Origin of the sequence: Streptomyces sp. NPDC001231 (assembly GCF_042896885.1) — a bacterium.
Classification (GTDB): domain Bacteria; phylum Actinomycetota; class Actinomycetes; order Streptomycetales; family Streptomycetaceae; genus Streptomyces.
This window is the reverse complement of sequence record NZ_JBIAXS010000053.1, coordinates 1-25814: the sequence shown is the minus strand read 5'-3', so window position 1 is coordinate 25814 and position 25814 is coordinate 1. Positions and strand designations below refer to the sequence as shown.

22 protein-coding genes and 2 pseudogenes are annotated in these 25814 nt (G+C 70.9%); 18 read left to right on the top strand and 6 right to left on the bottom strand.

The features are described 5' to 3' along the window. Positions 1-75: 75 nt before the first annotated feature. From ACFY3J_RS37590 to ACFY3J_RS37575, 4 genes are all read left to right on the top strand, one after another. The gene (locus tag ACFY3J_RS37590) at positions 76-1104 is read left to right on the top strand and encodes an ABC transporter substrate-binding protein (protein ID WP_384185587.1); all 1029 of its coding nucleotides are present in this window, start codon (positions 76-78) and stop codon (positions 1102-1104) included. Positions 1105-1228: 124 nt separating this feature from the next. Beyond that, positions 1229-2083: an ABC transporter permease gene (locus tag ACFY3J_RS37585; protein WP_384185390.1), complete on the top strand. Its 855-nt coding sequence runs from the start codon at positions 1229-1231 to the stop codon at positions 2081-2083. Between the two features lie 135 nt (positions 2084-2218). Further along, positions 2219-2533: a hypothetical protein gene (locus ACFY3J_RS37580; protein ID WP_384185393.1), complete on the top strand. Its 315-nt coding sequence runs from the start codon at positions 2219-2221 to the stop codon at positions 2531-2533. Next, entirely contained in the window at positions 2530-2928 is a 399-nt protein-coding gene (locus ACFY3J_RS37575; protein ID WP_384185395.1) for a hypothetical protein, read from the top strand. Before ACFY3J_RS37580 ends, ACFY3J_RS37575 begins: the two co-directional genes overlap by 4 nt. A gap of 368 nt (positions 2929-3296) precedes the next feature. On the opposite strand, the gene ACFY3J_RS37570 is transcribed toward ACFY3J_RS37575, so the two are convergent. Together ACFY3J_RS37570 and ACFY3J_RS37565 are read right to left on the bottom strand one after the other, a co-directional pair. Beyond that, positions 3297-4001, bottom strand: a complete 705-nt coding sequence (locus tag ACFY3J_RS37570; RefSeq protein WP_384185398.1) for a response regulator — start codon at positions 3999-4001, stop codon at positions 3297-3299. Continuing rightward, positions 3998-4912, bottom strand: a complete 915-nt coding sequence (locus ACFY3J_RS37565; protein WP_384185401.1) for a sensor histidine kinase — start codon at positions 4910-4912, stop codon at positions 3998-4000. Before ACFY3J_RS37565 ends, ACFY3J_RS37570 begins: the two co-directional genes overlap by 4 nt. A gap of 109 nt (positions 4913-5021) precedes the next feature. Here ACFY3J_RS37565 and ACFY3J_RS37560 point away from each other — a divergent pair, with 109 nt between their 5' ends. The 7 genes from ACFY3J_RS37560 (at position 5022) to ACFY3J_RS37530 (ending at position 15710) form a co-directional block, all read left to right on the top strand. Then, positions 5022-5729 carry an ABC transporter ATP-binding protein gene (locus tag ACFY3J_RS37560; RefSeq protein ID WP_384185405.1) on the top strand — a complete coding sequence of 236 codons (708 nt, stop codon included), beginning with the start codon at positions 5022-5024 and terminating at the stop codon, positions 5727-5729. Then, a complete protein-coding gene (locus ACFY3J_RS37555; protein ID WP_390842776.1) occupies positions 5726-8035 on the top strand; it encodes an ABC transporter permease in 2310 nt (769 codons plus the stop codon). Before ACFY3J_RS37560 ends, ACFY3J_RS37555 begins: the two co-directional genes overlap by 4 nt. Positions 8036-8264: 229 nt before the next feature. Beyond that, complete coding sequence (locus tag ACFY3J_RS37550) at positions 8265-8783, top strand: hypothetical protein (RefSeq protein ID WP_384185410.1); 519 nt, start codon at positions 8265-8267, stop codon at positions 8781-8783. Next, the gene (locus tag ACFY3J_RS37545) at positions 8783-10177 is read left to right on the top strand and encodes a hypothetical protein (protein ID WP_390842775.1); all 1395 of its coding nucleotides are present in this window, start codon (positions 8783-8785) and stop codon (positions 10175-10177) included. Before ACFY3J_RS37550 ends, ACFY3J_RS37545 begins: the two co-directional genes overlap by 1 nt. Continuing rightward, complete coding sequence (locus ACFY3J_RS37540) at positions 10174-11604, top strand: VWA domain-containing protein (RefSeq protein WP_390842774.1); 1431 nt, start codon at positions 10174-10176, stop codon at positions 11602-11604. Before ACFY3J_RS37545 ends, ACFY3J_RS37540 begins: the two co-directional genes overlap by 4 nt. A gap of 54 nt (positions 11605-11658) precedes the next feature. Continuing rightward, positions 11659-12780, top strand: coding sequence for an AAA family ATPase (locus tag ACFY3J_RS37535; protein ID WP_384185419.1), 1122 nt, complete (start codon positions 11659-11661; stop codon positions 12778-12780). Further along, positions 12777-15710 carry a hypothetical protein gene (locus ACFY3J_RS37530; RefSeq protein WP_390842773.1) on the top strand — a complete coding sequence of 978 codons (2934 nt, stop codon included), beginning with the start codon at positions 12777-12779 and terminating at the stop codon, positions 15708-15710. The genes ACFY3J_RS37535 and ACFY3J_RS37530 overlap by 4 nt, the downstream gene beginning before the upstream one ends. Positions 15711-16282: 572 nt before the next feature. Here ACFY3J_RS37530 and ACFY3J_RS37525 read toward each other — a convergent pair. After that, positions 16283-17650, bottom strand: coding sequence for a hypothetical protein (locus tag ACFY3J_RS37525; RefSeq protein ID WP_390842772.1), 1368 nt, complete (start codon positions 17648-17650; stop codon positions 16283-16285). A 428-nt stretch (positions 17651-18078) separates the two neighbouring features. Here ACFY3J_RS37525 and ACFY3J_RS37520 point away from each other — a divergent pair, with 428 nt between their 5' ends. The 3 genes from ACFY3J_RS37520 to ACFY3J_RS37510 all read left to right on the top strand — a co-directional run bounded on the left by ACFY3J_RS37520 (position 18079) and on the right by ACFY3J_RS37510 (position 19748). Continuing rightward, positions 18079-18288 carry a hypothetical protein gene (locus tag ACFY3J_RS37520; protein WP_384185427.1) on the top strand — a complete coding sequence of 70 codons (210 nt, stop codon included), beginning with the start codon at positions 18079-18081 and terminating at the stop codon, positions 18286-18288. 5 nt (positions 18289-18293) lie between these two features. Then, entirely contained in the window at positions 18294-19208 is a 915-nt protein-coding gene (locus ACFY3J_RS37515; protein WP_390842771.1) for a YceI family protein, read from the top strand. Between the two features lie 78 nt (positions 19209-19286). After that, complete coding sequence (locus tag ACFY3J_RS37510) at positions 19287-19748, top strand: ATP-binding protein (RefSeq protein WP_390842770.1); 462 nt, start codon at positions 19287-19289, stop codon at positions 19746-19748. 65 nt (positions 19749-19813) lie between these two features. On the opposite strand, the gene ACFY3J_RS37505 is transcribed toward ACFY3J_RS37510, so the two are convergent. From ACFY3J_RS37505 to ACFY3J_RS37495, 3 genes are read right to left on the bottom strand one after another with little or no spacing between them, the layout of a single operon-like run. Beyond that, positions 19814-20116: a hypothetical protein gene (locus ACFY3J_RS37505; RefSeq protein WP_390842769.1), complete on the bottom strand. Its 303-nt coding sequence runs from the start codon at positions 20114-20116 to the stop codon at positions 19814-19816. A 51-nt stretch (positions 20117-20167) separates the two neighbouring features. Then, complete coding sequence (locus tag ACFY3J_RS37500) at positions 20168-20314, bottom strand: hypothetical protein (protein ID WP_390842768.1); 147 nt, start codon at positions 20312-20314, stop codon at positions 20168-20170. A 44-nt stretch (positions 20315-20358) separates the two neighbouring features. After that, positions 20359-20757: an EVE domain-containing protein gene (locus ACFY3J_RS37495; protein ID WP_384185437.1), complete on the bottom strand. Its 399-nt coding sequence runs from the start codon at positions 20755-20757 to the stop codon at positions 20359-20361. A gap of 29 nt (positions 20758-20786) precedes the next feature. Between ACFY3J_RS37495 and ACFY3J_RS37490 the strand changes: the two genes are divergently transcribed. The 4 genes and pseudogenes from ACFY3J_RS37490 to ACFY3J_RS37475 all read left to right on the top strand — a co-directional run. Then, positions 20787-23006, top strand: a complete 2220-nt coding sequence (locus ACFY3J_RS37490; protein WP_390842767.1) for an AAA family ATPase — start codon at positions 20787-20789, stop codon at positions 23004-23006. Then, positions 22999-24237 carry an McrC family protein gene (locus tag ACFY3J_RS37485; RefSeq protein WP_390842766.1) on the top strand — a complete coding sequence of 413 codons (1239 nt, stop codon included), beginning with the start codon at positions 22999-23001 and terminating at the stop codon, positions 24235-24237. Before ACFY3J_RS37490 ends, ACFY3J_RS37485 begins: the two co-directional genes overlap by 8 nt. Positions 24238-24316: 79 nt before the next feature. Then, a pseudogene (locus ACFY3J_RS37480) lies at positions 24317-24724 on the top strand (AAA family ATPase); the annotation flags it as partial. Between the two features lie 244 nt (positions 24725-24968). Then, a pseudogene (locus tag ACFY3J_RS37475) lies at positions 24969-25814 on the top strand (chromosome segregation protein SMC); the annotation flags it as partial.

Sequence of the window (25814 nt, the reverse complement as noted above, 5' to 3'; positions counted from 1 at the left end):
CCGTTACGCCGTTCTGTCTCTACGACCCCCTCCGCAGGCACAGGTCAGCGGTCGGAAAGGACACACACGGTGCACATGAACAGACTCGCCCGTACGGTCGCCGCGATGGCCCTGGCCACGGTGCTGGCGCTTGTGTCGGGGTGCGGCGGATCCGACTCCGACACGGCTGCCGGTGCGGACGGTACGGCGTCGTTGGAGAAGGTGACCTACCTGACCTCGTTCGGCAACTTCGGCCGGGACGCGTACGCCTGGGTCGCGAAGGACAAGGGGTTCTTCAAGGAGGCCGGCTTCGATGTGGAGATCAAGCCGGGCCAGGGCACCGGCGGCGTGATTTCGACCGTCGTGAGCGGCCAGGCGCAGTTCGGCCCGATCGACCTGACGGGCGGTCTGCTGCAGATGGGTGGCGGCCAGGCGAAGGACTTCGTCGCGGTGGCCGCCATCCATCAGCGCACCATGGCCGCGATCGCCACCACCGAGGGCAAGGGCATCGCCGCCCCGAAGGACCTCGAGGGCAAGCGTCTCGCCGACACACCCGGCTCCGTCGTACGCAACCTCTTCCCGACGTACGCCCGGCTGGCCGGGATGGACGCCGGCAAGGTGACCTGGGTCAACGGCGACGCGCAGACCCTGATGGGCACGCTCGCCGGCGGCTCGGTGGACGGCATCGGCCAATTCGTGGTGGGCAAGCCGACCATCGAGGCGGTGACCAAGAAGAAGGCCGTCCTCCTGCCGTACAGCGACGTGATGCCCGATCTCTACGGAAACGCACTGATCACCTCGACGAAGATCGCCGAGCAGAAGCCGGAGATGGTGAAGCGGTTCGCCGCCGCGCTGCTCAAGGGCCTGGAGTACAGCCTGGCCCACTCGAAGGAGGCCGCCGAGATCCTGAAGCGGAACGTGGACGCCACGAACCCGGCTGCTGCGGCAGCCGAGTTGGACCTGATGGCCGCGTACGTCGCGCCCGGCGGTTCCGGCTCCGCGATCGGGACGCTGGACTCCGGGCGGGTCGCGAAAAGCATCGCGATCCTGCAGGATGCGGGTGCGCTGCCGCAGGGCATGACCCCTGAGCAGATCATCGACTTCGACCTCGTACCGAAAGCCTGATCACACTGGTTGTCCGAACGAGTGCTCCCCGTCGGCGACCGGCGGGAAGTCTCGACACTGCCGCCCGACTCCGCGTTGAGCGGCCCGGGTAGAGGGAGGTGCCGGGCGACCCGAGGAGGATGGGATGACCGAACTCTCGCCGCCGCAGCAGACCTCAGCGGCGGGCCCGGAGCCGGTGCCGGTGCCGGTGCCGCGATCCGGCCTGCGGCGCGGGACGGGTACCGGCACCGTGCTGCTGCCCTCGGCCGGGCTGCTGGTCGCCCTGGGCGTGTGGTGGCTGCTCACGTCGGTGCTGAAAGCGGTCCACCCGGTGGTGCTGCCTCCGCCCGGTGCCGTGCTCTCGGCGTTCACAACAGCCCCGGCCCGGTTCCTGGAGCACACCGGCGACACCACGGTGGAGACGCTTGTCGGCTTCGCGCTCTCCACCGCCTGCGGAGTTCTGATCGGGCTTTCGCTGGCCGGCTCGCCGTTGCTGGAGCGGATGTTCACGCCGCTGCTGGTCGCCGTCAACGCGGTTCCGAAGATCGCGCTCGGGCCACTGCTCGTGGGGGCGCTCGGGTGGGGGCAGAAGCCGGTCCTGACCATGGTCTTTCTGCTCTGCTTCTTCCCGATCGTGCTCTCCACCGCGACCGGCCTCACGTCGACCCCGGCGGACCTGGCCGAGCTGGCGCGCTCGCTGGACGCCTCGCGCTGGCAGGCGTTCCGGAAGGTACGGCTGCCCGCCGCGCTGCCGCAGATCTTCGTCGGGCTGAAGGTGGCCATGCCGCTCGCCGCGATCGGCGCGGTCATCGGCGAGTTCCAGGCCGGTGAGAGCGGCCTGGGCTATCTGATCGTGCAGGCCGGCGGGGTCGGCGACGTCGCCACTGCCTGGGCGGCGATCATCCTGATCGGGCTGATGAGCATACTGCTCTACTTCGCATTGGTGCTGATGGAGCGGTTCGCGCTGCCCTGGGTCCGGGAAACCACCTCGCGCAACTGACCCTGGCCGGCCGGCCTCGTGCGTGCCGCCACTCGCGACCGCACCGTCATCTCGCACCCTTGACCACTCACACGGTCGTGTGGGCCGTTCCGATCCGGGTTGGCCTGCCTCCGAACCATCGGTATGGTCGATGGTATGGCAACCAAGAAGTACACCGTGACGCTCCCCGAAGAGCTGGCCGAGGCCATCCGGGCCGAGGTGGGCCCCGGCGGGTTCAGCCGCTATGTCACACACGCCATAGAGCGCCGGCGGGAGCAGGACCGTCTCGGGGAAGCGGTCGCCTGGTGGGAGAAGGAGTACGGCGAGGTCACCGAGGCCGAGCTGGCCGAGGCGGAGGCCGAGCGCCGCGAGATCGAACGCCGGCATGCCGAGCTGGCCCGCGCCCAGCGGGTTGCCGCCGGTGAGCCGGTCGAGCCCGCGCCGGGACAGCGGCGGGGGACAGCAGCGTGACGGGAGACGCCGCCTACGTTCTGGACTGCGAGGGCCTGTCCCGTTGGGTGCGTGGCGAGCGCCGCACAGGTGTCCGGGTCAAGGACGCCCACCGGCTCGGCATCCGCGTCATGACCACTTCGATGACCTTGATCGAGGCGTACGACGTGAGGACGTACCTCCCGGCCTGGCACTGGGCACTCTCCCGTGTTCACGTCGAGCCTGTGACCGAAGAGATCGCCCAGGAGGCCATCGGGCTCCTCAAGGAGGCCGGTCTCCACGGGCACAAGTACGCCATCGATGCGGCCTTGGCCGCCGTCGCGCTGCGACAGCCAGGGCCGGTCACGGTCTTCACCTCCGACGTGGACGACCTGCGCAAGCTGTGCGGCGACCGCGTGGTGGTCATGGGCCTTTGACGTGCTCCCTGGCCCAAAGTCCAGGGATACCGGCCTGGGTCGTCCGACCCTTCCGAGGGCTTCCTGCTTCAACGCGCTGTGCCGGGACTCTCGTCCTGGTCTTACCGGCACCCTGCGAGGCGTTTGGCGTTTCCGCCCGTCCGGCGGCGACGATACGGCGTCCTTCGAAGAGGACGTTGCGCAGCAGGGACCTCCCCCAGGCAGCACGAAATGACCCGTGCGGGTGGGGGCATGTCCTTCGAGACTCCACCGAAGTGGAGCGGAAACCCGTCGGGCCGCAATGCCGATGGAACCGCGAGTACCCGGCGGTACTGACAACCGTGTCGGCGGCCAGGGAGGCGGCACCACCGCGTGTGCCATGTGACCGGTCACGGGCCCGAAGGTCTGCTCGCCCCCAAGTCCCCCGGCCGCACCAGCCCCGTCTCATACGCGAGCACCACCGCCTGAGCCCGGTCCCGGAGTGCCAGCTTGGCGAAGATTCGGGCCACGTGGGACTTCACCGTGGCTTCGCTCAGGGTCAGTTCGGTGGCCAGTTCGGCGTTGGAGAGGCCGCGGGCAAGGAGGGTCAGGACTTCCAGTTCGCGGGGGGTCAGGGTGGCCAGGTCGGTGGGTACGGCGGGTGTGCGGGTGGGCTCCGAGGCGAAGCGTTCCACCAGGCGACGGGTGATCGATGGGGCCAGCAGGGCGTCGCCGGTGTCGACGAGGCGTACGGCCGCCGCCAGGTGTTCCGGAGTGACGTCCTTCAGCAGGAAGCCGCTGGCCCCGATGGACAGGGCGGTGTAGACGTAGCGGTCCAGGTCGAAGGTGGTCAGGATGAGGACCCGGCAGTCGGGAAGTCGTTCCAGGATGCGGCGGGTGGCTTCGAGGCCGTCCATGTTCGGCATGCGGATGTCCATCAGGACGACGTCCGGCCTGAGTTCGGCTGCCGCCGCCAGCGCTTCCGCGCCGTCCGCCGCCTCACCCACGACGTCGATGCCGCGGGCGGTGAGGATCAGCCGGAAGCCGGTTCGGATGAGGGTCTGGTCGTCGGCGACGAGGACGCGGGGAGCGGGCCCGGCGGCGGCGGTCGTCATGGGCGGTCCAGGGGGATGCGTGCCCGCACCCGGTAGCCGCCGCCGAGTCGGCGCCGGGCGTCCAGGTCTCCTCCGTACACCGCGACCCGCTCCCGCAGACCGAGAAGTCCGCGGCCCGTGCCGTCCCTGTGTCGCGGGGCGGCGGGTGCCGAGGCGGGCGGCGCGGGCGCGGTGCCGGTCAGCACGCTCGGGCCGGTGTTCAGCACCTCCACCCGCAGGGCGTGGTCCGCGTACCGCACGGTCACCTCGGCCTTGCCGCCGTCGCCGTGTTTGAGCGCGTTGGTCAGGGCCTCCTGGATGATGCGGTAGGCGGTCACGTCGACGCCCTCGGGCAGCGGGCGCGGCTCGCCGGAGATCCGTACCTCCACGGGCAGTCCGGCGAACGAGATCCGGTCCACGAGCGGGCCGAGCCGGTCGAGGCCGGGCTGCGGCGCCGGCCCCGCGGCTCCGCGGTCGCCTTCCGCGCCCTCGACCAGGTCCTCGTAGTCCGTGTCCTCGCCGCTCTGTGACGGCGCCAGCAGGCCCAGCAGGTGCCGCAGGTCGGTCATCGCGCCGCGCCCCGCGTCCTCCACGGCCCTCAGGGCCGCCGCGGCCTCGTCCGGCATGGTGTCCAGCACCTCCCTCGCGGCCCCGGCCTGAACCACCATGAGGCTGACGTTGTGGCTGACGATGTCGTGCAACTCACGGGCGATACGGTCGCGTTCGGCCGCCACCGCGGTTCGGGCGGCGCTCTCCCGCTCCCGCTCCAGCAGCCAGCCGCGTTCTCCCACGACGGTCCGCCACCGGCGCCTCGTGCGCACCAGCGCCACCGCCAGCCATCCGGCGGCCGCGCACGTCAGCCCCAGCGCCGCCACCAGGGCGTCCGGCTCCCACTCCCACACGGAGGCCACCTTCGCAGAACGGCGTCCCATCCGCATCAGCCTGCGGATCCATGGGCCTGCATCCGGAGGATGAGGTGCGGGTCGGAGTGCCATCCAGGGGGCGATGTCCACGCACGTGTCTTCGCCTAGCGTCCCGTGCATGGTCACTGAGGACAGCAGCGGAGAGGCCGTCGTACAACTCGACGGTGTGCGCAAGGAGTACGGCGGGACGACGGCGCTGGACGGGGTGTCGCTCGAGATCCGGGCCGGGGAGGCGGTCGCGGTGATGGGACCCTCGGGATGCGGCAAGTCCACCCTGCTCAACATGATTTCGGGCCTGGACCGACCGACGGGCGGCACCGTCCACGTGCATGGGGAGAACGTGGGGGCGCTGAGCGAGAAGGGGCTGGCCCTGTACCGGCGACGGCGGATCGGCATGGTCTTCCAGTTCTTCAACCTCATCGACGACCTGTCCGCCCTGGACAACGTCGCCCTGGCCGCGCAACTGACCGGCACCCCGGCCCGGCAGGCCCGCCGCCGCGCGCTGGAACTCTTCGAGGAACTCGGCATCGCCGACCGCCGGAACGCCTATCCCGCCGTGCTCAGCGGCGGTGAGCGGCAACGCGTCGCCGTGGCCCGGGCGCTGATGAACCGCCCCGCCCTGCTCCTGGCCGACGAGCCGACCGGCGCCCTGGACAGCCGCTCCGGCGAGCAGGTGATGGACCTGCTGCTCGACCTCAACCAGATCGGCCAGACGCTGATCCTGGTCACGCACGACGAGCACCTCGCGCGGCGCTGCGCCAGCCGACTGGTCCTCCTCGCCGACGGCCGGGTGGCCGGCGAGCACACCCTGGAGCCGTCCACATGAGGGCGGTGTGGCGGGCCGCGTGCGCGGCCGTACGGCGGCGCAGGCTCCAGACGTTCGTCATCTGGCTGGTCACGTTGACCTCGACCGGGGCGATCGTGGTCGCGCTCGGCCTGGTCGACTCGGCGTCCGCCCCGTTCGACAAGGCGTTCGCCAAGCAGCACGGCCCGCACGTCGTCGCCGCGTTCGATCCCGCCAAGGTCTCGGACGCGCAGTTGGCGCAGGCGGCGCGCCGGCCCGGGGTCGAGGCGGCTGCCGGGCCCTTCGCGCAGGCCGTGCTCGACCTCCCGAGGGACGGCGCCCACGGCCTTCCCGGCGCGGTCACGGTCGTGGGCCGTCCCGGTCCCGGGGGCCCGGTGGACCGGGTGGACCTGTGGGCGGGCCGCTGGGCCACCCGGCCCGGGGAGATCGTCGTGAACCGCCAGTCGGACTGGACGACGCGCGATCTCGGCGAGCGGATCAAGGTGCCCTCGGGGCCGACGCTCACCATCGTCGGGTTCGGCTTCGACATGAGCCGCACCGCGGACGCCTGGGTCGTGCCCGGCCAGATGCCGGCCCTGCACCCGACGGCCACCCAGATGCTGTTCCGCTTCACGGACGCGTCCTCGGAGAGCCGGCTCCGCGCGGACCTGTCCGCGGTGACCGCGGAGCTGCCCGAGGACGCGCTCACCGCCTCCCAGTCGTATCTCACGCTCAAGAGCCAGGTGGGGAGTTCGGCGCGGGCCTACGCCCCGTACCTGATGGCGTTCGGCGTTCTGGGCATCGTGGTGGCGGTGCTCATCGTCGGCAACGTGGTGAGCGGCGCGGTGATCTCCGGCTTCCGGCACATCGGCATCCTCAAGGCCCTCGGTTTCACGCCGGGGCAGGTCGTCGCCGTCTACCTCACGATGATCTCCGTCCCCGCGGTCGTGGGCTGCGTGGTCGGCACCGTCGTCGGCAATCTGCTGGCGCGTCCCCTCCTGGAGTTCGTGTTCATGGGGCCGGACGCGGGGGTGTTCCACCGCAGCGTCGGCATCGCGCCCTGGGTGAACGTGCTCGCGCTGCTCGGCATGCCCGCCGTCTGCGTGCTCGCCGCGCTCGTCCCGGCGGCGCGCGCACACCGGCTGTCGGCGGCGCGGGCGATCAGCGCGGGCAGCGCCCCGCGCGCCGGGCGGGCGCTGGGCGTCCAGCGCCGGCTGGCGGGCAGCGGGCTGCCCCGGTCGGTGAGCCTGGGAGTGGGCCTGCCGTTCGCCCGGCCCGGCCGCAGCGGCCTCACGCTCGCCGCCGTGGTCCTCGGTGTGGCCACCGTGACGTTCGCGACCGGTCTGGGCACGACGATGATCCGGTTGGGGAACGCGGGGCGGGACGCCTACCAGGTCTCGGTGTACGCGAGCAGAGCCGACCACGGCAAGGTGATCGAGCCGGAGCACGGGGACCTCGCGCTCCAGTCGCTGCTGCGCTCGCTGCCCGGTGCGAGCGGTGTCACCGCGAGGGGGGTCGCGGAGGCCCGTATCGCCGGCTCGGTGCGGGCGGTGATGGTCGAGGGACGTCGAGGTGACCGGCCGCAGTCGGACACCGTGCTCGTCGGAGGCCGGTGGACGCGTCGTACCGGCGAGGTCGTGGCCCCCTCGGCCTTTCTGCACCGGCACGGCCTGCGGGTCGGTGACCGTCTCGTCCTGGAGAAGGGCGACCGCCGGGAGAAGGCGGTCGTCGTCGGCGAATCCATGGACACCAACGGTCAGTTGGTCTTCACCGACTGGTCGACGCTGACGGCGCTGTCCCCGGGCGAGAAGCCCATCGCGTACCTGATCGCGTTGCGCGACGGCGCCGACCCGGCCGCCTACGCGCGCGCCGCCAGGGCCGTCGACCGCGGCATCGACCCGGTGCCGCAGGGCCCGAACACCGTCACCCAGACCATCGTCGGCTCCGCGGCGCTGCTCACCGCGATGCTCGCCGTGGTGGCCTCCCTCGGCGTCCTCAACACGGTCGTTCTCAACACCCGTGACCGCCGCCGCGACCTGGGCATGCTGAAGTCGATCGGCATGACGCCACGTCAGGTGATTGTGATGGTGGTGACGTCGATGGCGCTGCTCGGCGCGGTCGGCTCCCTGCTCGGTGTCCCCCTGGGCATCGTGGGCTACGACCTGGTGGTGCCGCGGATGGCGGACGCCGTGGACATCGTCCTGCCCGCCTTCATGACGGACGTCTGGCGGGCCGGCACCCTGGCCCTCCTGGCCCTGTCGGGCGTCGCGATCGCGGTCCTGGGCGCGTACGTCCCGGCACGAGGCGCGGCACGGCTGACGGTCGCGGAGGCGTTGCGCAACGAGTGAGGCCGCGGCGGCGAGTTGAGCCGGTTACGCCGGCCTCGGCAAGCCGGCGGCCACGGGCCCCGACGGCATCAGTCGTCGGGGCCCTCGGATGTCCACGACAGGATGTCGGCTCCACAGCGACGCCCCCGCTCCACCGCACCCCCGACCGTCTTCCGGAGGCGTTGTCAGTGGTCCCCGATAGCTTCGATCATGTTCCGCCGAGGTGGCGTGAGCGCCCCCTTTCGCATGCATGGGAGATGGTGCGTTGTCGGTCTGGGAGAAGTCGAGCACGGCACGGGTGGTGCCGTCGGCGCGGCCGCGGAAGCTCGCGAAGGTGCCGTTCGTCGAGTTGGCCGACGGGCGGTTGCAGGGGGTGGTCTCCAGCGGGTCGGACATCGGGCGCGTGTACGTGTCCTCGGTCGAGGCGGGGACGTACGCGTTCGCGTGCAGCACCAACAACAACCGCCCCTGCGGCGGGGCCCGCGGAATGTTCTGCAACCACATACGCGCCCTCATCGGCGAGGCCGTCCTGCAGTACGGCGCCGAGCGCGTGGCCCGGTACCTGAAGGTCGAGGTCGACGCGGCGGAGCCGGACGCGCACGCCGTCACCGCCGTCATGACGGCCACGCGCCCCTCGGCGGCGGGCAGTTCGGCCGCAGCCCGGGTGTTCAGCCGGTTCCTGCGGAACCTGGCCTATCTCGAACTCGCGCCGAGTACCGCACCCGTGCCCGAGATGCAGTGGTTCCCCACGACGAGGGCGGTGGCCTGATGCATGCCGCTCTGCTCTCCGACGCCGTCGACGGCCTCGACGAGGCACTCACGGCCGTGGACGGGTTCGACGAGGCCCTCGTCGCCGGACTGCTGCGCCCGCAGCCCGGCCAGGCCGCTGGTCTGACCGGTCTCGCGGACGCCGTCGCCGGGACGCCGCTGGCCGCGCGGGTGGCCGAGGCCGCCGACAAGGCGCTCGCCGGAGCCGCCGGCGAGGACCACTTCGTCGCGCTCGCGGCGGCCCGTACCGCCCTGCTCGGTTCCGTGCACGACGCGCTGACCGCCCGCGTCGAGGAGGCCACCGGCCGGCCGCGGGTCGAGGAAACCAACACCGCGGCGGCCGGCGACAGCGAACACGCGGCGAATCTGTACGCCGCAGCGCGTAGTTGGTTGTGCGATCTGGCGCGGGCCGGCTGGCAGGGCATCGACCACGAACTCGTCGACGGGGCCGCGCCCGTCGTCTCCGCGATGCTTCCCGACCCGGCGCTGCGCCGCCTGGCCACGCTGCTCGACGGCTTCGCCGCCGAACTCGCCGCCTCCTGCCCTGGGGCGACACTGGAGCGCTTCCCCGTGCGCCGCTGGGCCGACCTGTGGTCGCGCGCCCTGCTGCTGACGCTGCCGGGCGCGGCGCGCGCGTCCGCCGTGGCCGAGGCGACCGGCCGGCTGCTGCCGCTCGGCGTCGACGTGCAGGAGCACGCCACCGCCGTACAGGCGCAGGTGCACGCGGTGTTCGAGCCCGCGGACGGTGGCACGCCCCGGCTGGTACGGGCCTCGGTCTCGGCGCCCAAGCCCGACACGGTCGTCGGCGCCGGTCTGTGGCAGTTGCTGCGGCCGCACATGTCCCTGCTGGGGGCTGTGAGCGAGGGCCGCGCGATGGACCTCGACGCGATGCCCGTCACCGCCGAGGGCGACCTGATGTGGGACGACGCCCGTGCGCGTATGGGCGAGCCCGCCGAGGTCTTCGCCACCGCCCGCGTGGCCCTGCCCACCGCCGCCGCCTTCGCCGTGTCGCCGCTCGACCGGCACCCGGCCCGGATCGCGGTACCCGTCCTGCTGGAGGGGTACGGCGTGGAGGAAGGCGACCACGGGGTCGTCTTCCAGGTCGCCGGGTACCGCCTGGCCGTCGACACCGATCGCGTCCCGGCCGCCGGTCCGCTCTCGCCCGAGGTCGTCGCCGCGTCCGGCGCGTGTGTCGGGCTGCTGCGCTGGGACGCCGGGGAGTTCCTCCTCCAGCCGCTCGCCGTCGAACGGACCGTGCGGAAGAAGTCCGTCGCCGTGCACGCGGGGGCCTGGGCCGGAGGTACGACCGACAAGGCCGGGGCGCGGGCCGAGAAGGCCGCCACCGACGCCGTCGGCGTGCTGCGCGAACGTGCCGGAAGGCTGCTGCGGAAATGACCGAGGACTTCTCCGGACAGGCTGCCGCCCCTGAGCCCGATCCGTACGACAACCGGCGGCAAGTCCTCTACTGGCGTCTGCTGGCCCGTCTCTTCGACCCGGAGGAGCAGGCCGCCCTGGAGTCGGCGAGTCTCGCCGTGGTCGAGGACATCGGCCTGCCGTCCGCGCTGCTCGATCCGGGTGCGTCGGTCGACTCCGTCGTGCAGCGGCACCCTGAGCTCGCCGCCGAGTTCGACGGGCTGATGGCACCGGCGCCGGACGAGGACGGCGAGCGCGACCGCGCCGCCGAGGTGCGTCGGGCGGCGCTGGCGTCGAAGGTGCTGCTGAACGTGTTCGCCTCCCGCCCCGGCACCGTCACCGCGGAGCAACTGGCCCGCTGGCAGTCCGACGCCGACTGGCTGGAGCGGGCCCTGGGCTGCCGCCCCGGCGAACTGCGCGGCGGACGCGGCGGCACCCACCGTATGGGGGCCGGAGGGGGTGTCAGCCCGACCGGCACCGGCATCGGCGGCCCCGCGCCCGACCTCAGCCGGCTGATCCCCGCGATCGGCCCCGAGCTCGGCTCCATCGAGGGCGATCTCGTCAAGCGCATGCACCTGCGCGAGGTGCTGGCCGACCCGCAGCTGGCCTCGCGGCTGACGCCGAGCATGTCCCTGATCGAGCAGTTGCTGCGCGACAAGAACAACCTCTCCGGCGTCGCCCTGGCCAACGCCAAGGCGTTGATCCGCCGTTACGTCGACGAGGTCACCGAGGTGCTGCGCACCCAGGTGGAGAAGGCCACGGTCGGCGAACTCGACCGGTCCGTCCCGCCCAAGCGCGTGTTCCGCAACCTCGACCTCGACCGCACCATCTGGAAGAACCTCACCAACTGGAGCCCGGAGGAGGAACGGCTCTACGTCGACCGCCTCTACTACCGGCACACCAGCCGCAAGACGACGCCCCAACGGCTCGTCGTGGTCGTGGACCAGTCGGGTTCCATGGTCGACTCGATGGTCAACTGCACCATCCTGGCCTCCATTTTCGCCGGGCTGCCGAAGGTGGACGTCCACCTGATCGCCTACGACACCCAGGCTCTGGACCTCACTCCCTGGGCGCACGATCCGTTCGAGACGCTGTTGCGCACCAAGCTGGGCGGCGGCACCGACGGCACCGTCGCCATGCGGCTCGCACAGCCGAAGATCGCCGAGCCGCGCAACACCGTCGTGGTGTGGATCTCCGACTTCTACGAGTGGCGCCACCAGGAGCTGTTCGACAGCATGGCCGCCATTCACCGCTCGGGCGCGAAGTTCATCCCGGTCGGCTCGGTGACCAGCTCCGGACGCGGCAGCGTCAACCCGTGGTTCCGGGAGCGTTTCAAGGACCTCGGCACACCGGTGATCTCCGGCCACATCAAGAAGCTCGTGCACGAACTCAAGACGTTCCTCACCTGATCACCGACCGTATGTCCGCGTCGTTGTGATCACCCACGGAAAGGCCCTTCCCTCATGTCCGACCTGCTGCGCGCCCCCGCCGAGATCAAGTACGCCGAGGAGCTCGACTGGCTGGAGTCGATCGACGACGGTCCCAAGCCGTTCTCATGGCGCCTGTCCCCGAAGATGGTCCGCCTGTTCATCCTGGGCTCCGAACGCTCCGACGGCCTGGACCGGGAGATCTCGCAGAAGTGGTTCGGCGACCGCAGCTTCGTCGAGCGGTCCATCGTCACCCTCGCCTCGGACCGCGGTCTGCTGCTCATCGGCGACCCCGGCACCGGCAAGAGCTGGCTGGCGGAGCTGCTGTCCGCCGCGATCAGCCGTAACTCCACGCTGGTGGTGCAGGGCACGGCGGGCACCACCGAGGACCACATCAAGTACTCGTGGAACGTGTCCATGGTCATCGCCAAGGGCCAGTCACGGGAGTCGATGATCCCCTCCCCGATCATGACCGCGATGGAGGCCGGTGCCATCGGCCGCTTCGAGGAACTGACCCGGTCCACGAGCGATGTCCAGGACGCGCTGATCTCGATCCTCTCCGAGAAGTACATCTCCGTTCCCGAACTGGAGAGCGGCGGCAGCGACAACATCGTCTTCGCCAAGCCCGGTTTCTCGATCATCGCCACGGCCAACAGCCGCGACCGGGGCGTCAACGACCTGTCCTCCGCGCTCAAGCGCCGCTTCAACTTCGTCCGCATCCCCGTCGTGACGAACAAGAAGAGCGAGGCGGAGATCGTCCGCTTCCGCACCGAGGAACTGCTGCGCCGGCACTCGATCGACCTCGACGTGCCACCGACCCTGCTCGACGTGCTCCTGCAGAGCTTCGCCGACCTGCGCGCGTCCGCCGCCGCGGCCGGCAGCGACGACGAGAAGCTGGAGTCGGCGCTGTCGACCGCCGAGCAGATCGGCGTGCTGGAGGACGCCGTCCTGCACAGCAACTTCTTCGGCGAGCGCGCCCTGACCGCCCGCACGCTCGCCTCCTCGCTCGTCGGCTCCCTCACCCGCCGCGAGCCCGAGGACCTGGCCATCCTCAACAAGTACCTGCACGGTGTCGTCGAGCCGCGCAGCAAGGAGGAGGGCGGCTCCTGGCCCGAGTTCCTGGAGGGCGGCCGCGACGCGATCGCCACGCTGTCATGAGCGGGCCCCACGAGAGCGGCACGTTCGCCGCGCTGCGCGGGCAACTGCAGGAGGCCGCCGCCACGTTCGCGGGCGGGCCCGACGCCCTGGAGGGCATCCTCCTCGGCATGGTCGACGACGTCGACCGGGCGGTGCGCGAACCGCTGGAGATCTTCCCCGTCTGCCATCACTCGCCCGCCTCGGCGACCGCCATGGCCCGGCGGCTGCGCGAGAAGCAGCCCAAGGTGGTCTACCTGGAGCTGTGCGAGGACATGGCACCGCTGCTGACCGAGCTGCGCAACTGCCGGTTGCCGGTGGCGGTGCAGGCGTTCGCCGGTGACGTGGACGGCTTCCCCCTGGACTGGGCTCCGCTGTCGGTCGTCGCGCCGATCACCGAGGCGTCCGCCGAGTACCAGGCGATCGCGTACGCCCTGGACACCCCGGGTGTGGAGCTGGTCCTCGTGGACCGGTCCGCGGACCACGTCTTCCAGTGGGACACCGGCGGCGAACAGGCGCGGGAGGCCGCGGCGGAGGACGCCGATCCGCCGGCCGAGGCCGCGCTGCACGGCGAGGCCGTCGGCGTCGAACTCGGCGACCTCCGGCCGCGCTTCGCCGAGCTGGAGGAGCACCTGCTGCGCCACGGCAGGGTGCGGCACTGGTCGGAGTGGTGGCACCAGTACGTCGAGGTGCCGCTCGGTGACAGCGGCGCCGACCACGACACCTACCGCCAGGTGATGCTCCTCATCGGCAGCCTGTTCCGGCGCCTCGCTCCGGGCGACGGCGCCCGGGTCCGCGTGGACGAGGACCGCGAACGGTACATGTGGACCCGGATGCGCGAGCACCTGGCGGCCACCGGGACCGATCCGGCGGACTGCCTGTACGTGTGCGGGGCGTTCCACGCGGTCAGCCGTGTCGAGGAGTTCGGCGTGCACGGCGGCACCGGCACGTTCACGATCTCCCCGCGCACCGCCACCACCTGGCAGTACGGGCTGATCCCGTCCAGCCACGCGGCGATCGAGGCGCAGTTCGGCCTTGCCGCCGGCTCGGTGTCGATCGCCTCGACGGAGTGGGCGAAGAGCCTGAAGCGCACGCGGGTGCGGCCGTACCGGCTGGCGGGACAGGCGGGCACGAAGAAGGCCCCGACGAAGAAGGCCCCCGGGAAGAGGACCGCGGCTCCGGTGGTCGCCCCGGCGCCGGAGTCGGCCGCCGCGGACCGGCTGTCCGGCTTCCTGCGCAGGCCGCCCGTGCTCGACGGCCTGGACGAGGCCGAGCTGCTCGGCTGGTCGGTGGACATCGTGCGCGCTGCCCGGCGCAACGGCTACCTCGCCTCCACCGCCGACGCCATCGCGGTGTTCGAGACGTCGGTCCTGCTCGCCGGGATGCGGGACCGCGCCAAGCCCACGCCATACGACTTCCAGGACGCGGCGGTCACCTGCATCGAGAAGGACGCCGTGCCGGGGCGGCGGGACGTGCGGCGCCTCGTCGAGATCATGATGGGCGGCGACCGGATCGGCCAGGTCGGCTACGACGCGCTGCCGCCGCTCGCCCGCGATGTGCACGACCGCCTGGCCCCGCTCGGACTGAAGCTCCAGCAGCGCGGCGTGCAACGGGCGTTGCTGGACTTGGCCTCGCGGCCCGAACTCCAGGCCTGCTCCGACGCCCTGTGGATGCTGCGGCGCCTGATGCCGCACGGCGCCGCACGGCCGATCATGGGCGAGCGGCGGCTCGGTGAGCGTTCGATCCAGGAGTCCTGGGACCTGGCGCTCGGCACCCACCAACGGGCCCTCATCGAACTCGGTTACGAGGGCGTCAGCATCGAGCAGGTCCTGGAACAGCGGCTGCGGCGCGACGCCTACGCCCCGCAGGCCACGACCGCGACCGTGCTGGCCGCGGTCGAGGACGCGACCCTGTACCTGCGCAGCCGCCGCCTCGCCGACGAACTCGGCACGCACGCGCTGAAGGTGCTCGCCACCGAGCGCAGCGTCGACGGAGCGCCGGAAGTGCTGCGCCGGGTGCGCGGGCTGCTGGCGTACTACCGCACCAGCGAACCGGTGCTGCCGCAGTGGATCGAGTCGTTCGTCAAGACCGGCTACGCCCACTACTGCACGCTGCTGCCGGTGGCGTTCCGGGACGAGGAGGCGACGGTCGGGCAGGTCGCGGCGATGCTCGGCTTCCTGTTCAGCATGGAGAACCTCGCCCTGTCACTGGGCTGCGACCGGGCCCAGTTGGAGCTGGCGGTCGCCCAGTCGCACCCCGAGGAGCCGTCGAAGACAGCCCTGTTGTGGGCGGCGCAGGTGCAACTCGGCACGCTGTCCCGGGCCGAGCTGCGGGGCCGGTGCGACGCGCTGCTGGACAATCCGCTGGTGGTGCCCGCCTATCCCCGTTACCTCAGCGGCTTCGTCCACGCGCTGGAGCCGGTGCCGGGGCTGGCGGACGTGGTCGTGGAGGCGGTGTCGAACGCGTTCGGGCGGCTCCCCGACGCGGTGCTGCTGCCGTGGCTGCCGCTGCTCATCACCACCTTGCGATCCGGTGCCGCGGAGCTGGCCCCGTTGCTGATCCGCGAGGCCGGGCGGATCTTCCCCGGGCGGCTGGCGGCCTTGGACGCCTGGATACCACCGTGGCGGACGCCTCCGGCCCCGCCCGCCACCCGCCGGACGCGGTCCGGAGGGCACGACCGCCAGGGCGCCGCACTGCTCCCGGCGCATCCGGCGACCTGCGACGCGGTGGCGGAGCTGCTGGGCTGCACGCAGGGATGGACACCGGCCGACGTCCCGCCCCCGTCGGGTGTCGGGTTGCTGACCGCGCATCCGGCGACGTGCGACGCGGTGGCGGACTTGCTGGGCTGCGACGGTGCGTGGGCGGAGTCCGGTACTTCGCCTTCGGGCGCCGCACTGACGAGCCGGCATCCAGCCACGGCGAAGGCCTTGGAGTCCCTGCTCACGAGCACATGAGAGCGAGGACTCACGGCGCCGGCCGAGTCCTGGGCCCACCAGGATCCGGCCGGCCCGGCGTGCCGGTCAGCGGGCGTCCCCGTTCCGACACGTATTCGCACATGGTTGCGAGCGGACGGGGAGAAACGCCCTGGCCGGCCGGTGGATCAGGCAGCCCTGCGCTCCCTCCCCCGCGCGTGCTCGGCGATGCTCTCCGCGTACCGCCGCCCACTCCCCTTGATCGTGCGGACCTGGGTCTTCCAGTCCATGCCGGTACGCGGGACGCAGACGCGGACGGCAGAGCTGGGTGGGGCTCGTGGACGCGATGAACGTGGCCCTGGCCGCGGCCTTCCGGACGGTGGACCTGTTCACTACGGACCACCGCTTCCGCATGATGCAAGCCACTCACCGGCCAGCCCGCGTTCCGGCTGCTCCCCGACGACCTCTGACGCCTTCCGGACCACCCTCGGCCCCGCCCACGCGGCGGAACATCCTCCCAAGGCCGGCGCGCGGTGAGCGACGGCGGCCAGTCTCCGTCGCCCGAGCGGCAGGTCCGCCCGTCCTGGCCGGTCGGCGGCAGGGCTGCCGCCCCGTCACTCCGCCGAGCGCGCCCCGCCCGGTGCTTCGCCCAAGCCGCTGAAGTCATCGATCGGGCAGTCCGCCGGGGTACGTTCGCCCGTCGTCGCGGTCGTGGCGGCCCGCTCGGCGAGGGCCTCCGGGTAGCCACCGCGCTCGGCCAGGAAGCGGACCCAGTCCGGGAAGAGGGCATGTGCCGACGCGGTGACGGGGTGGTCAGGCCTCCAGTCGTGGATCAAGGCGTACTGGGACTGCACCCGGTGCGGGGACGGCTGCAGTTCAGTACCCGGCAGAGCGCCCTCCAGCCATTCCTCGGCGAGGGCCGCCGCCCCCTCCGCGTCGGGGCGCCGGCCGTCGTTCCGCTCGGCGTACCACTCAGCGAAGGCCTCCTCGGCCCACCGCGTCTCGACGTCCACGTACAGCGACCGGCGGAGCGGCAGCGCCTGACCGCGCTTGCGCAGTGCGCGGTCCAGTTCGTACAGGCGGCGGTTGGCGCGATACCACTCGTCCAGCCGCTCGCGGTTCTCCGTGCCCCGCAGCATCTCCTCGCCGAGATCCAACTGGACGAGGCATTGCAGATCCGCCTGATCGGGTACGTACGGCGCGCAGTGTCCGGCCGTCTCGCCGACGGCCGACCGCCAGGCCGCAGCCGCCTGCGCGAAGTCTTCGTGGGAGCCGCCACCGGCCAGGCACGAGCCCTCGCAGGCATCAACGTCCCACAGATAGACATGGCGGTCGGCCCCACCGGGATAGGCGAACTCAGCCAGCACCCCCATCCGCGGCAGATGAGGATCCCGCAGCAGCTGAAGCTCGCCTGTGGCGGTCGGCTTGGGCAACAACCGCAACCACTCGGGCGGTTGTGTCGTCCTGCGGACCTGCTTCTGCACCCGGTTCATCGCACGGAGCGTCACCGCGCACAGGTCGGGCGTCCCGATCGACGCCATACCGTGCAGCAGCCGCCAGGGCGCCTCCCACGCGCCACCGGTCCCCTCCAGCCCGGCCCGGACCTGTTCGGCCGCTGCCTGCGCAAGCTGCTCGAACCAGGCACCGAACCACAGACCGCCGCCATCGCCGTGCACCCGCTCAAAGAGTTGGGCCCCCAGCAACGCAGCCGTCGCGTCCTCCAACTCACGTGGCCCGACGGCCCCGAGCAGCACACCCGCCTCGTCAAGCACGCGAGCGCTCGACTCGGCGTACCAGTCGGCCTCCTGCTGGTCATGACCGAGGCCCTGAGCCACTGCGGCCAGAGCCGACCGTTGCTCAGGCAGGAGTGCGCCGCCGAACAGAGTCTGCTCCGCGCCGCGGGACACAGCGGCCCAGCCCGCACTACCCCTCTTCGAGTTCTTGGCCTTCTTCGACTTGCGTGGACGTGATACCGGCGACATGCACCGCACCCTACGGCGCCGCCCAAAAGGCCGCATACCTTGGGCCAGGGCCTCACACGAACCGGGCTGCGCTCGGACGACGTGGTCGATCAACGCGGGGGCGGTGTCGTCGCCGGAGACCTCGCCCCAGCGGCCGAAGGGCTTGTCGCTGGGGGGCGGCCTGCGGCGTAGTGGCTGCCGCGGGGTTGACCGCGCCTCCTGGCTCCGCCGACCGGGTGGAGCCAGGCGGTCGTCCAAGTGCAGCGTCAATGCTTGCGCATTCGTGCGGTGATGGGGGCGTTTTCCCGCTCCGCGCCGCGCCGAACCGGCGCCGGACGTGTCGGGTCGGTGGCGATTCCGCGTGCTGCGCGTGAACGCCGTCGCGCGGCGGGTGTTCTTCGCCACAGCGATGCGCAAAGCAGTGAGGTCGAGGTGTCACCATTTGCCCCGTGGATGTGCAGATTTGCGATGGCCTCGCCATTCAATTCACCGTCACATCAGCTCTGATCACGGAAAACACTACCTCCTCACAAGCTGCTTTAAGATCGTTAATGATCTGGTTCCCCCATGCCTGCATCCTGACTCCGGATGCTCTTGGCAATCGCGATCACAACCGGCTGCGCGGTCCGCGCGACAGCCACACGTGTGCAGAAAGGTGAACACCATGGCCCTCGGACTGCTCCGCCGTCGGCGTTCCCACAGCGCCTCCGGTGCCGCGCCGGGCCTTTCCATTCCCCTGCCGCCCGGCGCGGGCGCGTTCGGCTGCGAGGTCGTCGACCCCATGGGGCAGCCCATGGGCGGAGCCGAGGTCACGGTGACCGCGCTGGACAGCCACCGCGTCGTGACCCACGGCACCACCGATCCGTACGGCTTCTTCATGGCGGCGCTGCCACCGGGCTGCTACAGTGTGCGGACCGCGGCCGAGGGCCTGTCGCCCGCCCGCAAGACCGTCGAGATAGCCGCCGGCGTGGCCCCTGCCCCGGCGCGCGTCACGCTGGAGCCCGCCCGTCAGCTGGAACTCCCGCCGCCCGGTACCTGGTTGTTCGACCCGCCGCACACCGCGATCCGGTTCATCGCCAAGCACGTGGGCATGGCCCATGTCCACGGTCGCTTCACCCGCTTCGACGGCGGCATCCGCGTCGCGCAGAACATGGCCGATTTCCAGGTCTCGGTGCGCATCGACGCCTCCAGCATCACCACGGGCAACAAGACCCGTGACAACCACCTGCGTTCCGCCGACTTCCTCGACGTCTCGCGCTATCCGTACATCGACTTCGTCAGCACCCGGTTCGTCTACCGCGGCGGCTCCAAGTGGACGCTGCACGGCTCGCTCACCATGCACGGCACCAGCCGTTCCGTCGGCCTGGACACGACATACCTGGGGACGGTGAACGGCGGTTACGAGCAGGAACTTCGCTGCGCGGCGCTGGCGAAGGCGGAGCTGCACCGCGAGGACTTCACCCTGAACTACCGCTCGATGCTGGCCCGCGGCATCGCGGTCGTCGGACCGACCGTCCAACTCGAGCTGGACGTACAGGCGATGTACCGCACCCCCGACACGCCCACGCCGCCGGAGTAGGCGCGCCTCCGTACGCTCACGCAGCGTACGGGCCTACCTCCTGGCGTGCGCCCCCACGCGCCCCTCACGGTGGCCTTCATGAACGTGACCACGCCCCACACATCCACCGTCGCCAGGACATTCGCACAGCAACTGTCCTCCACCCGTCGCGGCGCACGGCTCGCCCGGTTGCTCGCTGCGGCGGAGTTGCGGGCCTGGCAGATGTCACCGTCCGCGGTCGAGCGCGCCGAGCAGATCGTGGCGGAGCTCAGCGCCAACGCGGCGCTGCACGGCTGGGTCCGGGGCCGCGACTTCCTCCTGGCGCTCCGCCTCGACCTGGCGCTCCGCCTCGACCTGGTGGCCGGCCTGCTGCGGATCGAGGTGACTGACGCGCGTGGGGACCAGCTCCCCTCCGCCCGCACGGACTTCACCACGTCCCCGGACGCGGAATCAGGCCGCGGTCTGATCCTGGTCGCAGCCCTGGCGGACCGCTGGGGCGCGCAGCCGTATCCGCCCGGCGGCAAGACGGTATGGGCGAAACTCAGGGCTCGATCCTCGTGAGCGGCTTCCACCTCCGGCGTGGAGCGGCGGACAGTGCGCCGGCACCGCGGCCGATGGGACGGGGTTCAGGCCGATGCCGGCTCCCAGCGGTAGTCGCCGGCGACGTCGCGGTAGGGGCGCAGCAGCGACTCAAGCTCCGTCCGCACCAGATCGGCGTCGCCCGGCGGCAGGGTCAGTGACGCCCGCCGCATGCGGACACTCCAGGTGGCCGGGTCGGGAAAGATCGACAGCCGCGGCACCAGATCGCGCAGAACCAGTCCCTCGCGGAGCGGGGCCAGGCCGGAGAACTCCAGTCGGCAGCCTTCCGGGAAGGAGCGGTCACCGAAGAGGACCGGCTCGTCAAGGACCCGCACGGCGCTGGCGACCACGGCCCGGCCGATGACCCGTCCGAGGTCACGGGTCGGGTTCCGGAAGCATCCTCATGTGGTGTAGAGGAAGATCTCATCGCCCTCTTCCAGCGCTCGGGCCGCCTTGGCCCGACCCGCCGGGAACGCCATCCGCTGCTCGGTCACCACCCAACTCAGGGCGGCCCGGTCTCCGATGATCAGCAGGTGCGTGGACGGCATATCGATCACGATAGCCGGGCGAAGCCGCTCGGTGCCGTGCCTCCCTACAGACCAGCTCGCGCCAACAACACAGGCAGCGCCTGCGGCTTCACCTTCTGCACGGAGCGCACCTGGCCGAGTCCGAGCTCGTCGCGGCCGACGGGGTTGCGGCACAGCGCGTCCGTTGCCTTCGGCAGCAACGTCGCGTCGACCCGGTAGGAGAAGTCGGGTTCGTCGGGATCCTCGTATGGCTCACCATCCACCTCGGCCACCGCCGCGACCGCCGACTCCGGGTTGCTGAAGAAGAACCAGATGCGGTCACCCCGGACCATGCGGTTGCGCCGGCTGAGCCAGAGGTCGAGCTCAGGATCATCGTGCGCGAGACGGCGGATGGTCTCCTTTGTGGAAGGCTCCCCGTCCAGTGTGTCCTTGGTCGGGTTGAGGATGTAGATCCAGTCCTCCACGTTTCCCCCATCGCCTCGGGACCCGTGCCGTGTGGGTAGAGAGCCCCTTCTTGTCGCCTCATCGTGCCAGCCAAAGGAACCGCCCGTGGGCAAATGACCAACCATCAGGCAGCAAGCAGGCCTCATCCGGCATCATGACCGACATGACAGGCGGGGTGGACGTGCGCACGGCGGCCGGGCAGTTCGTTCGGACGACCGTCTCGGAGGTGGAGTCGACCGCCAGGGAAGAGCGCGAGCGGGTGCTGTCCCAATTTCCGTTGGAGGGTTGGAAGACGCTGCCGCTGGAGCGCTATGCACTCGGTCAGTCCGCGCCCGCCGGATCGGAACCGACGTACTGCAGGCTGTTGGAGTTCCTCACCCCGAACCTGGGCAGCATCAAGGGTGGCAGCGCCGCGAAGCACATCATGTACCGTCACAACTCAGGCGAGTGGCGCCTGGCTGCTCCCCTGCGCAAGGCAGACCCGCAAGACGCATGGGAACAGCTCCGCGGACAGTTCGTCAGCGCGTTCAAGGCAGTGACCGACGCGGATTTCGAAGCGGTGGACGACCTCCCTGTGCTGCGGTTTGGTCCTGCCCTGGTGACCAAGTCGCTGGCTATCTACTTTCCCGAGCACTTCCTGCCCATCTACTCAGCCGAGCACCTGCGAAGGTTCCTCACCCTGCTGGGCGGCACGGTGGAGGCCGACTCCCCGGCCTGGCGCAGCAACCGAAGGCTTCTCGAGCTCATTCGGTCCCGACCGGAGTTCGCGGGCTGGAGCAGCTACGAGGTGATGCACTTCCTCTATCAGGAGTTCGATCCGCGCCCCCGGCAGCGCACCATCTGGAAGATCGCTCCTGGCGAGCGCGGTCGCCACTGGGACGAGTGCCGCGACGGAGGGTTCATCTGCGTGGGCTGGGACGACCTGGGTGACCTCGGCCAATACCAGAGCGACACAGAGCTCAAGGACACCTTCGACAGGCACTATCCCGGCAGTAGCGGCGGCAGCCTGACCACCGCACGAAGGCTACTGGCCTTCCGCGACCTGGAGACCGGCGACCGGATCGTGGCCAACCGCGGGATGGACGAGGTCCTGGCCACCGGCACCGTCACCAGAAGCTACCAGTTCCTCCCCGATCGTCCGGAGTACCAGCACGTCGTCTCGGTGACCTGGGATCTCTCCCATGCCCAAAAGCTGTCCAAGCCCCAGCACGGCTGGCGGTCCACCTTCGCCAAGGTCGACCCGGCACTCTTCGCCAGGTTGGCCGCGCAGGGGAGCAGCCTCACCGTGGGCGCCGCCCCGACGCAGTCAGGCACATCGGTCGCCCTACCCGAAGACGTGCAGGCCGTACTGGACGCGCTCGAACGCAAGGGACAGGTGATCCTGCACGGGCCCCCCGGTACCGGCAAGACTCGGCTCGCCCTCGGTGCCGCCCTGGCCCTGGCCGGCCGTGGGGACGTGCTCGATGACTCAGAACCGGGGCGTCGTGCCGAGGCTCAGGCCGAAGTACTGCGCGGTGACGGTGTCAGGCTGGTCACCTTCCACCCCTCATACGGGTACGAGGACTTCGTCGAGGGCTTCAAACCGGACCTGACCGCCCAGGGCCCCGGGCTCACTCTTACCCTTGCGGACGGCCTGTTCCACAAACTGTGCAGCCGGGCCTCAACACATCCGGACCTGACGTTCCTGCTGATCATCGACGAGATCAACCGCGGTGATCTGCCGCGGATCTTCGGTGAGCTGATCACACTCCTCGAGCTCGATAAACGCAACCTCCCCGTTGACTTGCCAGTCAGCAAGCGCAGCTTCTCCGTGCCGCCCAATGTCCGGATCAACGGCACGATGAACACCGCCGACCGGAGTATCAGCCACCTCGACGCCGCGGTGCGCCGCCGCTTCGCCTTCCTGAGCGTCGGCCCGGACCCGGACGCCGTCTCGGGAACGGTCGGCCCGCTCGACCTGGCGGCGTTCTTCGAGTCCCTCAACACCCGTATCACCCGCCACCTGGACGCCGACCACCAGATCGGACACGCCTACCTGCTGCGCGACGGCGAGCCGATCGCCACCGAGGAGGATCTTGCGGCCGCCTTCCACCACGAGGTGATCCCGCTCCTGGAGGACTACTGCCTCGGCCGGGCCGACCTGTTGCACAGCATCCTCGGCGGCCTGGTCGACGCGGACACCGGACGGCCCTTGCTCATGTCCCCGCAGGATCTCGCCGACGCCCTGGCCACCGAGTTCACCAGCGGTACTCAGGGCCCCGATGCCTGACCGGACCGAAGTCCGGCTCGGCGAGTACGAGTCCGTTGAGCTGGGCAGCGAGCAGCTCACCTCCCGAGATGTCGACCGCTTACACGCCCTCCGGGCACGAGGCTGCTTCTCCCTGCACCCGGACCGCGCCGGGTGGCGGCTCAAGGCCGACGCCACCATCGGGGTAGTGCTCCTGGACCGTGTCCGGCTGGTGGTCGAGCCGAAGTTCGCCATCCCGGGCAAGCAGCTCATGGCCTGGCTCGCCTACGCTCTCGGCGCGCCCATCCCGACGACGGTCCGGCGGTGGACGACAGCTCCGGACGGCTACGCCGACCTCGTCGCAGCCGCCCTGCTCGACGAGTGCCAGAAGCTTCTGCGAGAAGGGCTGCGCCGTGACTACGTCCGTCGCCAGAGCCTCGAGCCGGTCTTGCGGGGACGTCTGGACGGCGCCGCTCAGGCCACGCGCCGCTATGGGCAACTGGACCAGCTGCACGTGAGGACCTTCGACCGGGAGACGGACGTCTGGGACAACCGTGTCCTGGGAACCGCACTCAAGGCCGCGTTCGCCCTGACCACCCACTCCGAACTGGCACGCGACCTGCACGCCATCATGGGCGCGTTCCCCCATGCCGCTACCCCGTTCGCCGCCCTACGCGCGCTCGACCGAGTTCAGTACACGCGCCTCAACGCCCATTACCGCCCCGCGCACACCTGGGCGCGCCTGCTCCTGCGCGGCGGAGGCGTGACCGACCTGCTCACCGACCAGGGCAGCGCCGCAGGCGGCCTTCTGCTAGCCATGCCCGCGCTTTGGGAAGCCGTGGTCCGACGGATGACCACCGAAGCTGCAGCCCCGCACGGCGGCCACCGCGTGCCCAGCAACGGCGGGGCCGGCATCACCGTACGCGGAGATCTCGGCAGTGCTTCCACGTTCCGCCCGGACCTCTTACTCAGCCTGCCCGGTCCCGACGCGTCCCGTCGCGTGCTACTGCCGATCGACGCCAAGTACAAGCGCTACGACCGCTACGGCGTCAGCGCCGCCGACATCCACCAGCTCCTCACCTACAGCGCCGGGTATGCGCCCTCCGACGCACCGAAAGCGGTAATCGTCCACCCTCGGTCCTATGGACACGGCCGACGCACCCTTGAGGTCGACGGCCCTCAGGGCGCTTTGGGTGTCATACACGTCCTCGGTATCGACACCCATACACATCCTCAGCAGGCAACCGAGTGGGTCCGTACCACGCTGGTGTGAGCCCACGACGGCTGCGGCTGCGCGGTAAACCAGCGGGCCCCGCGCATCTGATCGCCGACGTCTCGCAGGCCAACACGCTGTGGTGTCCGGCCAGGAGCGCCAGCACCACACCGTACACAAATTCGAACCTTTGAAAATTCAGAAATCTATTGACGGCGCTAACAAGTTTGAATTACTCCCCGGCGAGCGCGCCCGGAGCAGTGAAGGGCGGGCGGGCCCCGTCCATCTGCGGTCCATCACCGCGGCCGGCTGGCGCGGTGTCGGGCCGCGGACCACGCTCGAACTGCCGCCGGGTCCCGGCCTGATCGTCGTCGCGGGTCCCAACGGCGCCGGCAAGTCGAGCTTCGCGGAGGCCGCGGAGACCGCGCTGACGGGGGTCAACTCCCGGTGGGAGGGGCGGCGGGCCCGCGACTGGCAGGGTGGCTGGCGCAATCTGCACAGCCCCGACGTCACGCCCGAGGTCTGCGTCGAGCTGTCCGTCGGTGAGCGCGGGGAACACGTCAGGGTGCGGCGGACCTGGTACGGGACCAAGGTCGACGACACCCGGACGCGAGTCCAGGCGGAGGACGGATCGGAGCGGAAGCTGGGGGAGGTCGTCGACGCCGAGGCGCTGGAACTGGCCCGTCCATTCCTGCCGTACAGCGAACTTGGGTCGATGATCAACGGCACGCTCGGCGGGCTGCACGATGCCTTCTTCGAGCTGCTCGCCGAGTTCGACAGGCAGGTCAAGGATGTCGTGGTGCGACCGGGCCGTCAAGGAGGGGGACGCGCTTACCGCGAAGCTGTTGTTGGAGTTGGGCGCGCTCGACGACCCCAGGGCCCGCGAGGCCGCGACGGCGCTGTCCGGGACCAAGCGCGACGTCGGCCGAGTACGGGCGCTGTTGGAGAGTCGTACCCCGGCGGCCGAGAGCGAGCTGGCCCGGCTGCGGCAGTACGCAGGCCTGGCCGGGCCCGACTTGGGTGAGGTCGACGGAGCCGTCGCCCGGCTGAGGAAGGCCGGTGCCGGCGCCGAGGATGCGCGGCAGGGCAGCGCCGAGGACGCCCGTCGTCTGGCCCGGCTGCTGGCGGCGGCGCTGGAGCACCGGCGCCTCTCCCAGAGTGCGGACTGGCCGGTCTGCGGTGCGGAGAACCGGCTCGACCGGACGTGGGCCGAGCAGGCGCGGGCCGAAGTGGAGCGGCTGCAAACGGAGGCCGTCGACGCCGAGGCCGCACGGCAGGCCGTGACGACCTCAGTGCGGGCCGTCCACGATCTCGTTCAACCGGTACCTGTGTGGCTGCGGGGCGAGACGTCGGCCCTCACCTCGGTCTGGCAGCACTGGGTCGTGTGCCGGGACATCACCCATCCTCGAGAACTGGCGGACCGTGCCGAGCGCGCCGCGTCCCGCCTGGACGACGCCTGCCGGCAGGTGCGGGAGGATGCCGGTCGGCGGCTCGCCGAGCACGACGGCGCATGGCAGCCGATGGCCGTGCGGCTCGCCGAGCGGCTTGGCGTGGCCGAGGCGGCCGAGATCGCCCGCGAACGCCGCGCGCACGCACGCAAGGCCCGAGCCTGGCTGCGGCCGATCATCGACGAACTG

Bases quoted from the DNA above. Each gene is read 5' to 3' on its own strand.
- ACFY3J_RS37510 (WP_390842770.1), top strand. From the start codon at position 19,287: ATGAACGTGACCACGCCCCACACATCCACCGTCGCCAGGACATTCGCA.
- ACFY3J_RS37550 (WP_384185410.1), top strand. From the start codon at position 8,265: ATGGGAGATGGTGCGTTGTCGGTCTGGGAGAAGTCGAGCACGGCACGG.
- ACFY3J_RS37485 (WP_390842766.1), top strand. From the start codon at position 22,999: ATGCCTGACCGGACCGAAGTCCGGCTCGGCGAGTACGAGTCCGTTGAG.
- ACFY3J_RS37555 (WP_390842776.1), top strand. From the start codon at position 5,726: ATGAGGGCGGTGTGGCGGGCCGCGTGCGCGGCCGTACGGCGGCGCAGG.
- ACFY3J_RS37500 (WP_390842768.1), bottom strand. From the start codon at position 20,314: ATGCCGTCCACGCACCTGCTGATCATCGGAGACCGGGCCGCCCTGAGT.
- ACFY3J_RS37540 (WP_390842774.1), top strand. From the start codon at position 10,174: ATGACCGAGGACTTCTCCGGACAGGCTGCCGCCCCTGAGCCCGATCCG.
- ACFY3J_RS37585 (WP_384185390.1), top strand. From the start codon at position 1,229: ATGACCGAACTCTCGCCGCCGCAGCAGACCTCAGCGGCGGGCCCGGAG.
- ACFY3J_RS37570 (WP_384185398.1), bottom strand. From the start codon at position 4,001: ATGACGACCGCCGCCGCCGGGCCCGCTCCCCGCGTCCTCGTCGCCGAC.
- ACFY3J_RS37545 (WP_390842775.1), top strand. From the start codon at position 8,783: ATGCATGCCGCTCTGCTCTCCGACGCCGTCGACGGCCTCGACGAGGCA.
- ACFY3J_RS37560 (WP_384185405.1), top strand. From the start codon at position 5,022: ATGGTCACTGAGGACAGCAGCGGAGAGGCCGTCGTACAACTCGACGGT.
- ACFY3J_RS37565 (WP_384185401.1), bottom strand. From the start codon at position 4,912: ATGGGACGCCGTTCTGCGAAGGTGGCCTCCGTGTGGGAGTGGGAGCCG.
- ACFY3J_RS37530 (WP_390842773.1), top strand. From the start codon at position 12,777: ATGAGCGGGCCCCACGAGAGCGGCACGTTCGCCGCGCTGCGCGGGCAA.
- ACFY3J_RS37525 (WP_390842772.1), bottom strand. From the start codon at position 17,650: ATGTCGCCGGTATCACGTCCACGCAAGTCGAAGAAGGCCAAGAACTCG.
- ACFY3J_RS37535 (WP_384185419.1), top strand. From the start codon at position 11,659: ATGTCCGACCTGCTGCGCGCCCCCGCCGAGATCAAGTACGCCGAGGAG.
- ACFY3J_RS37515 (WP_390842771.1), top strand. From the start codon at position 18,294: ATGGCCCTCGGACTGCTCCGCCGTCGGCGTTCCCACAGCGCCTCCGGT.
- ACFY3J_RS37590 (WP_384185587.1), top strand. From the start codon at position 76: ATGAACAGACTCGCCCGTACGGTCGCCGCGATGGCCCTGGCCACGGTG.
- ACFY3J_RS37580 (WP_384185393.1), top strand. From the start codon at position 2,219: ATGGCAACCAAGAAGTACACCGTGACGCTCCCCGAAGAGCTGGCCGAG.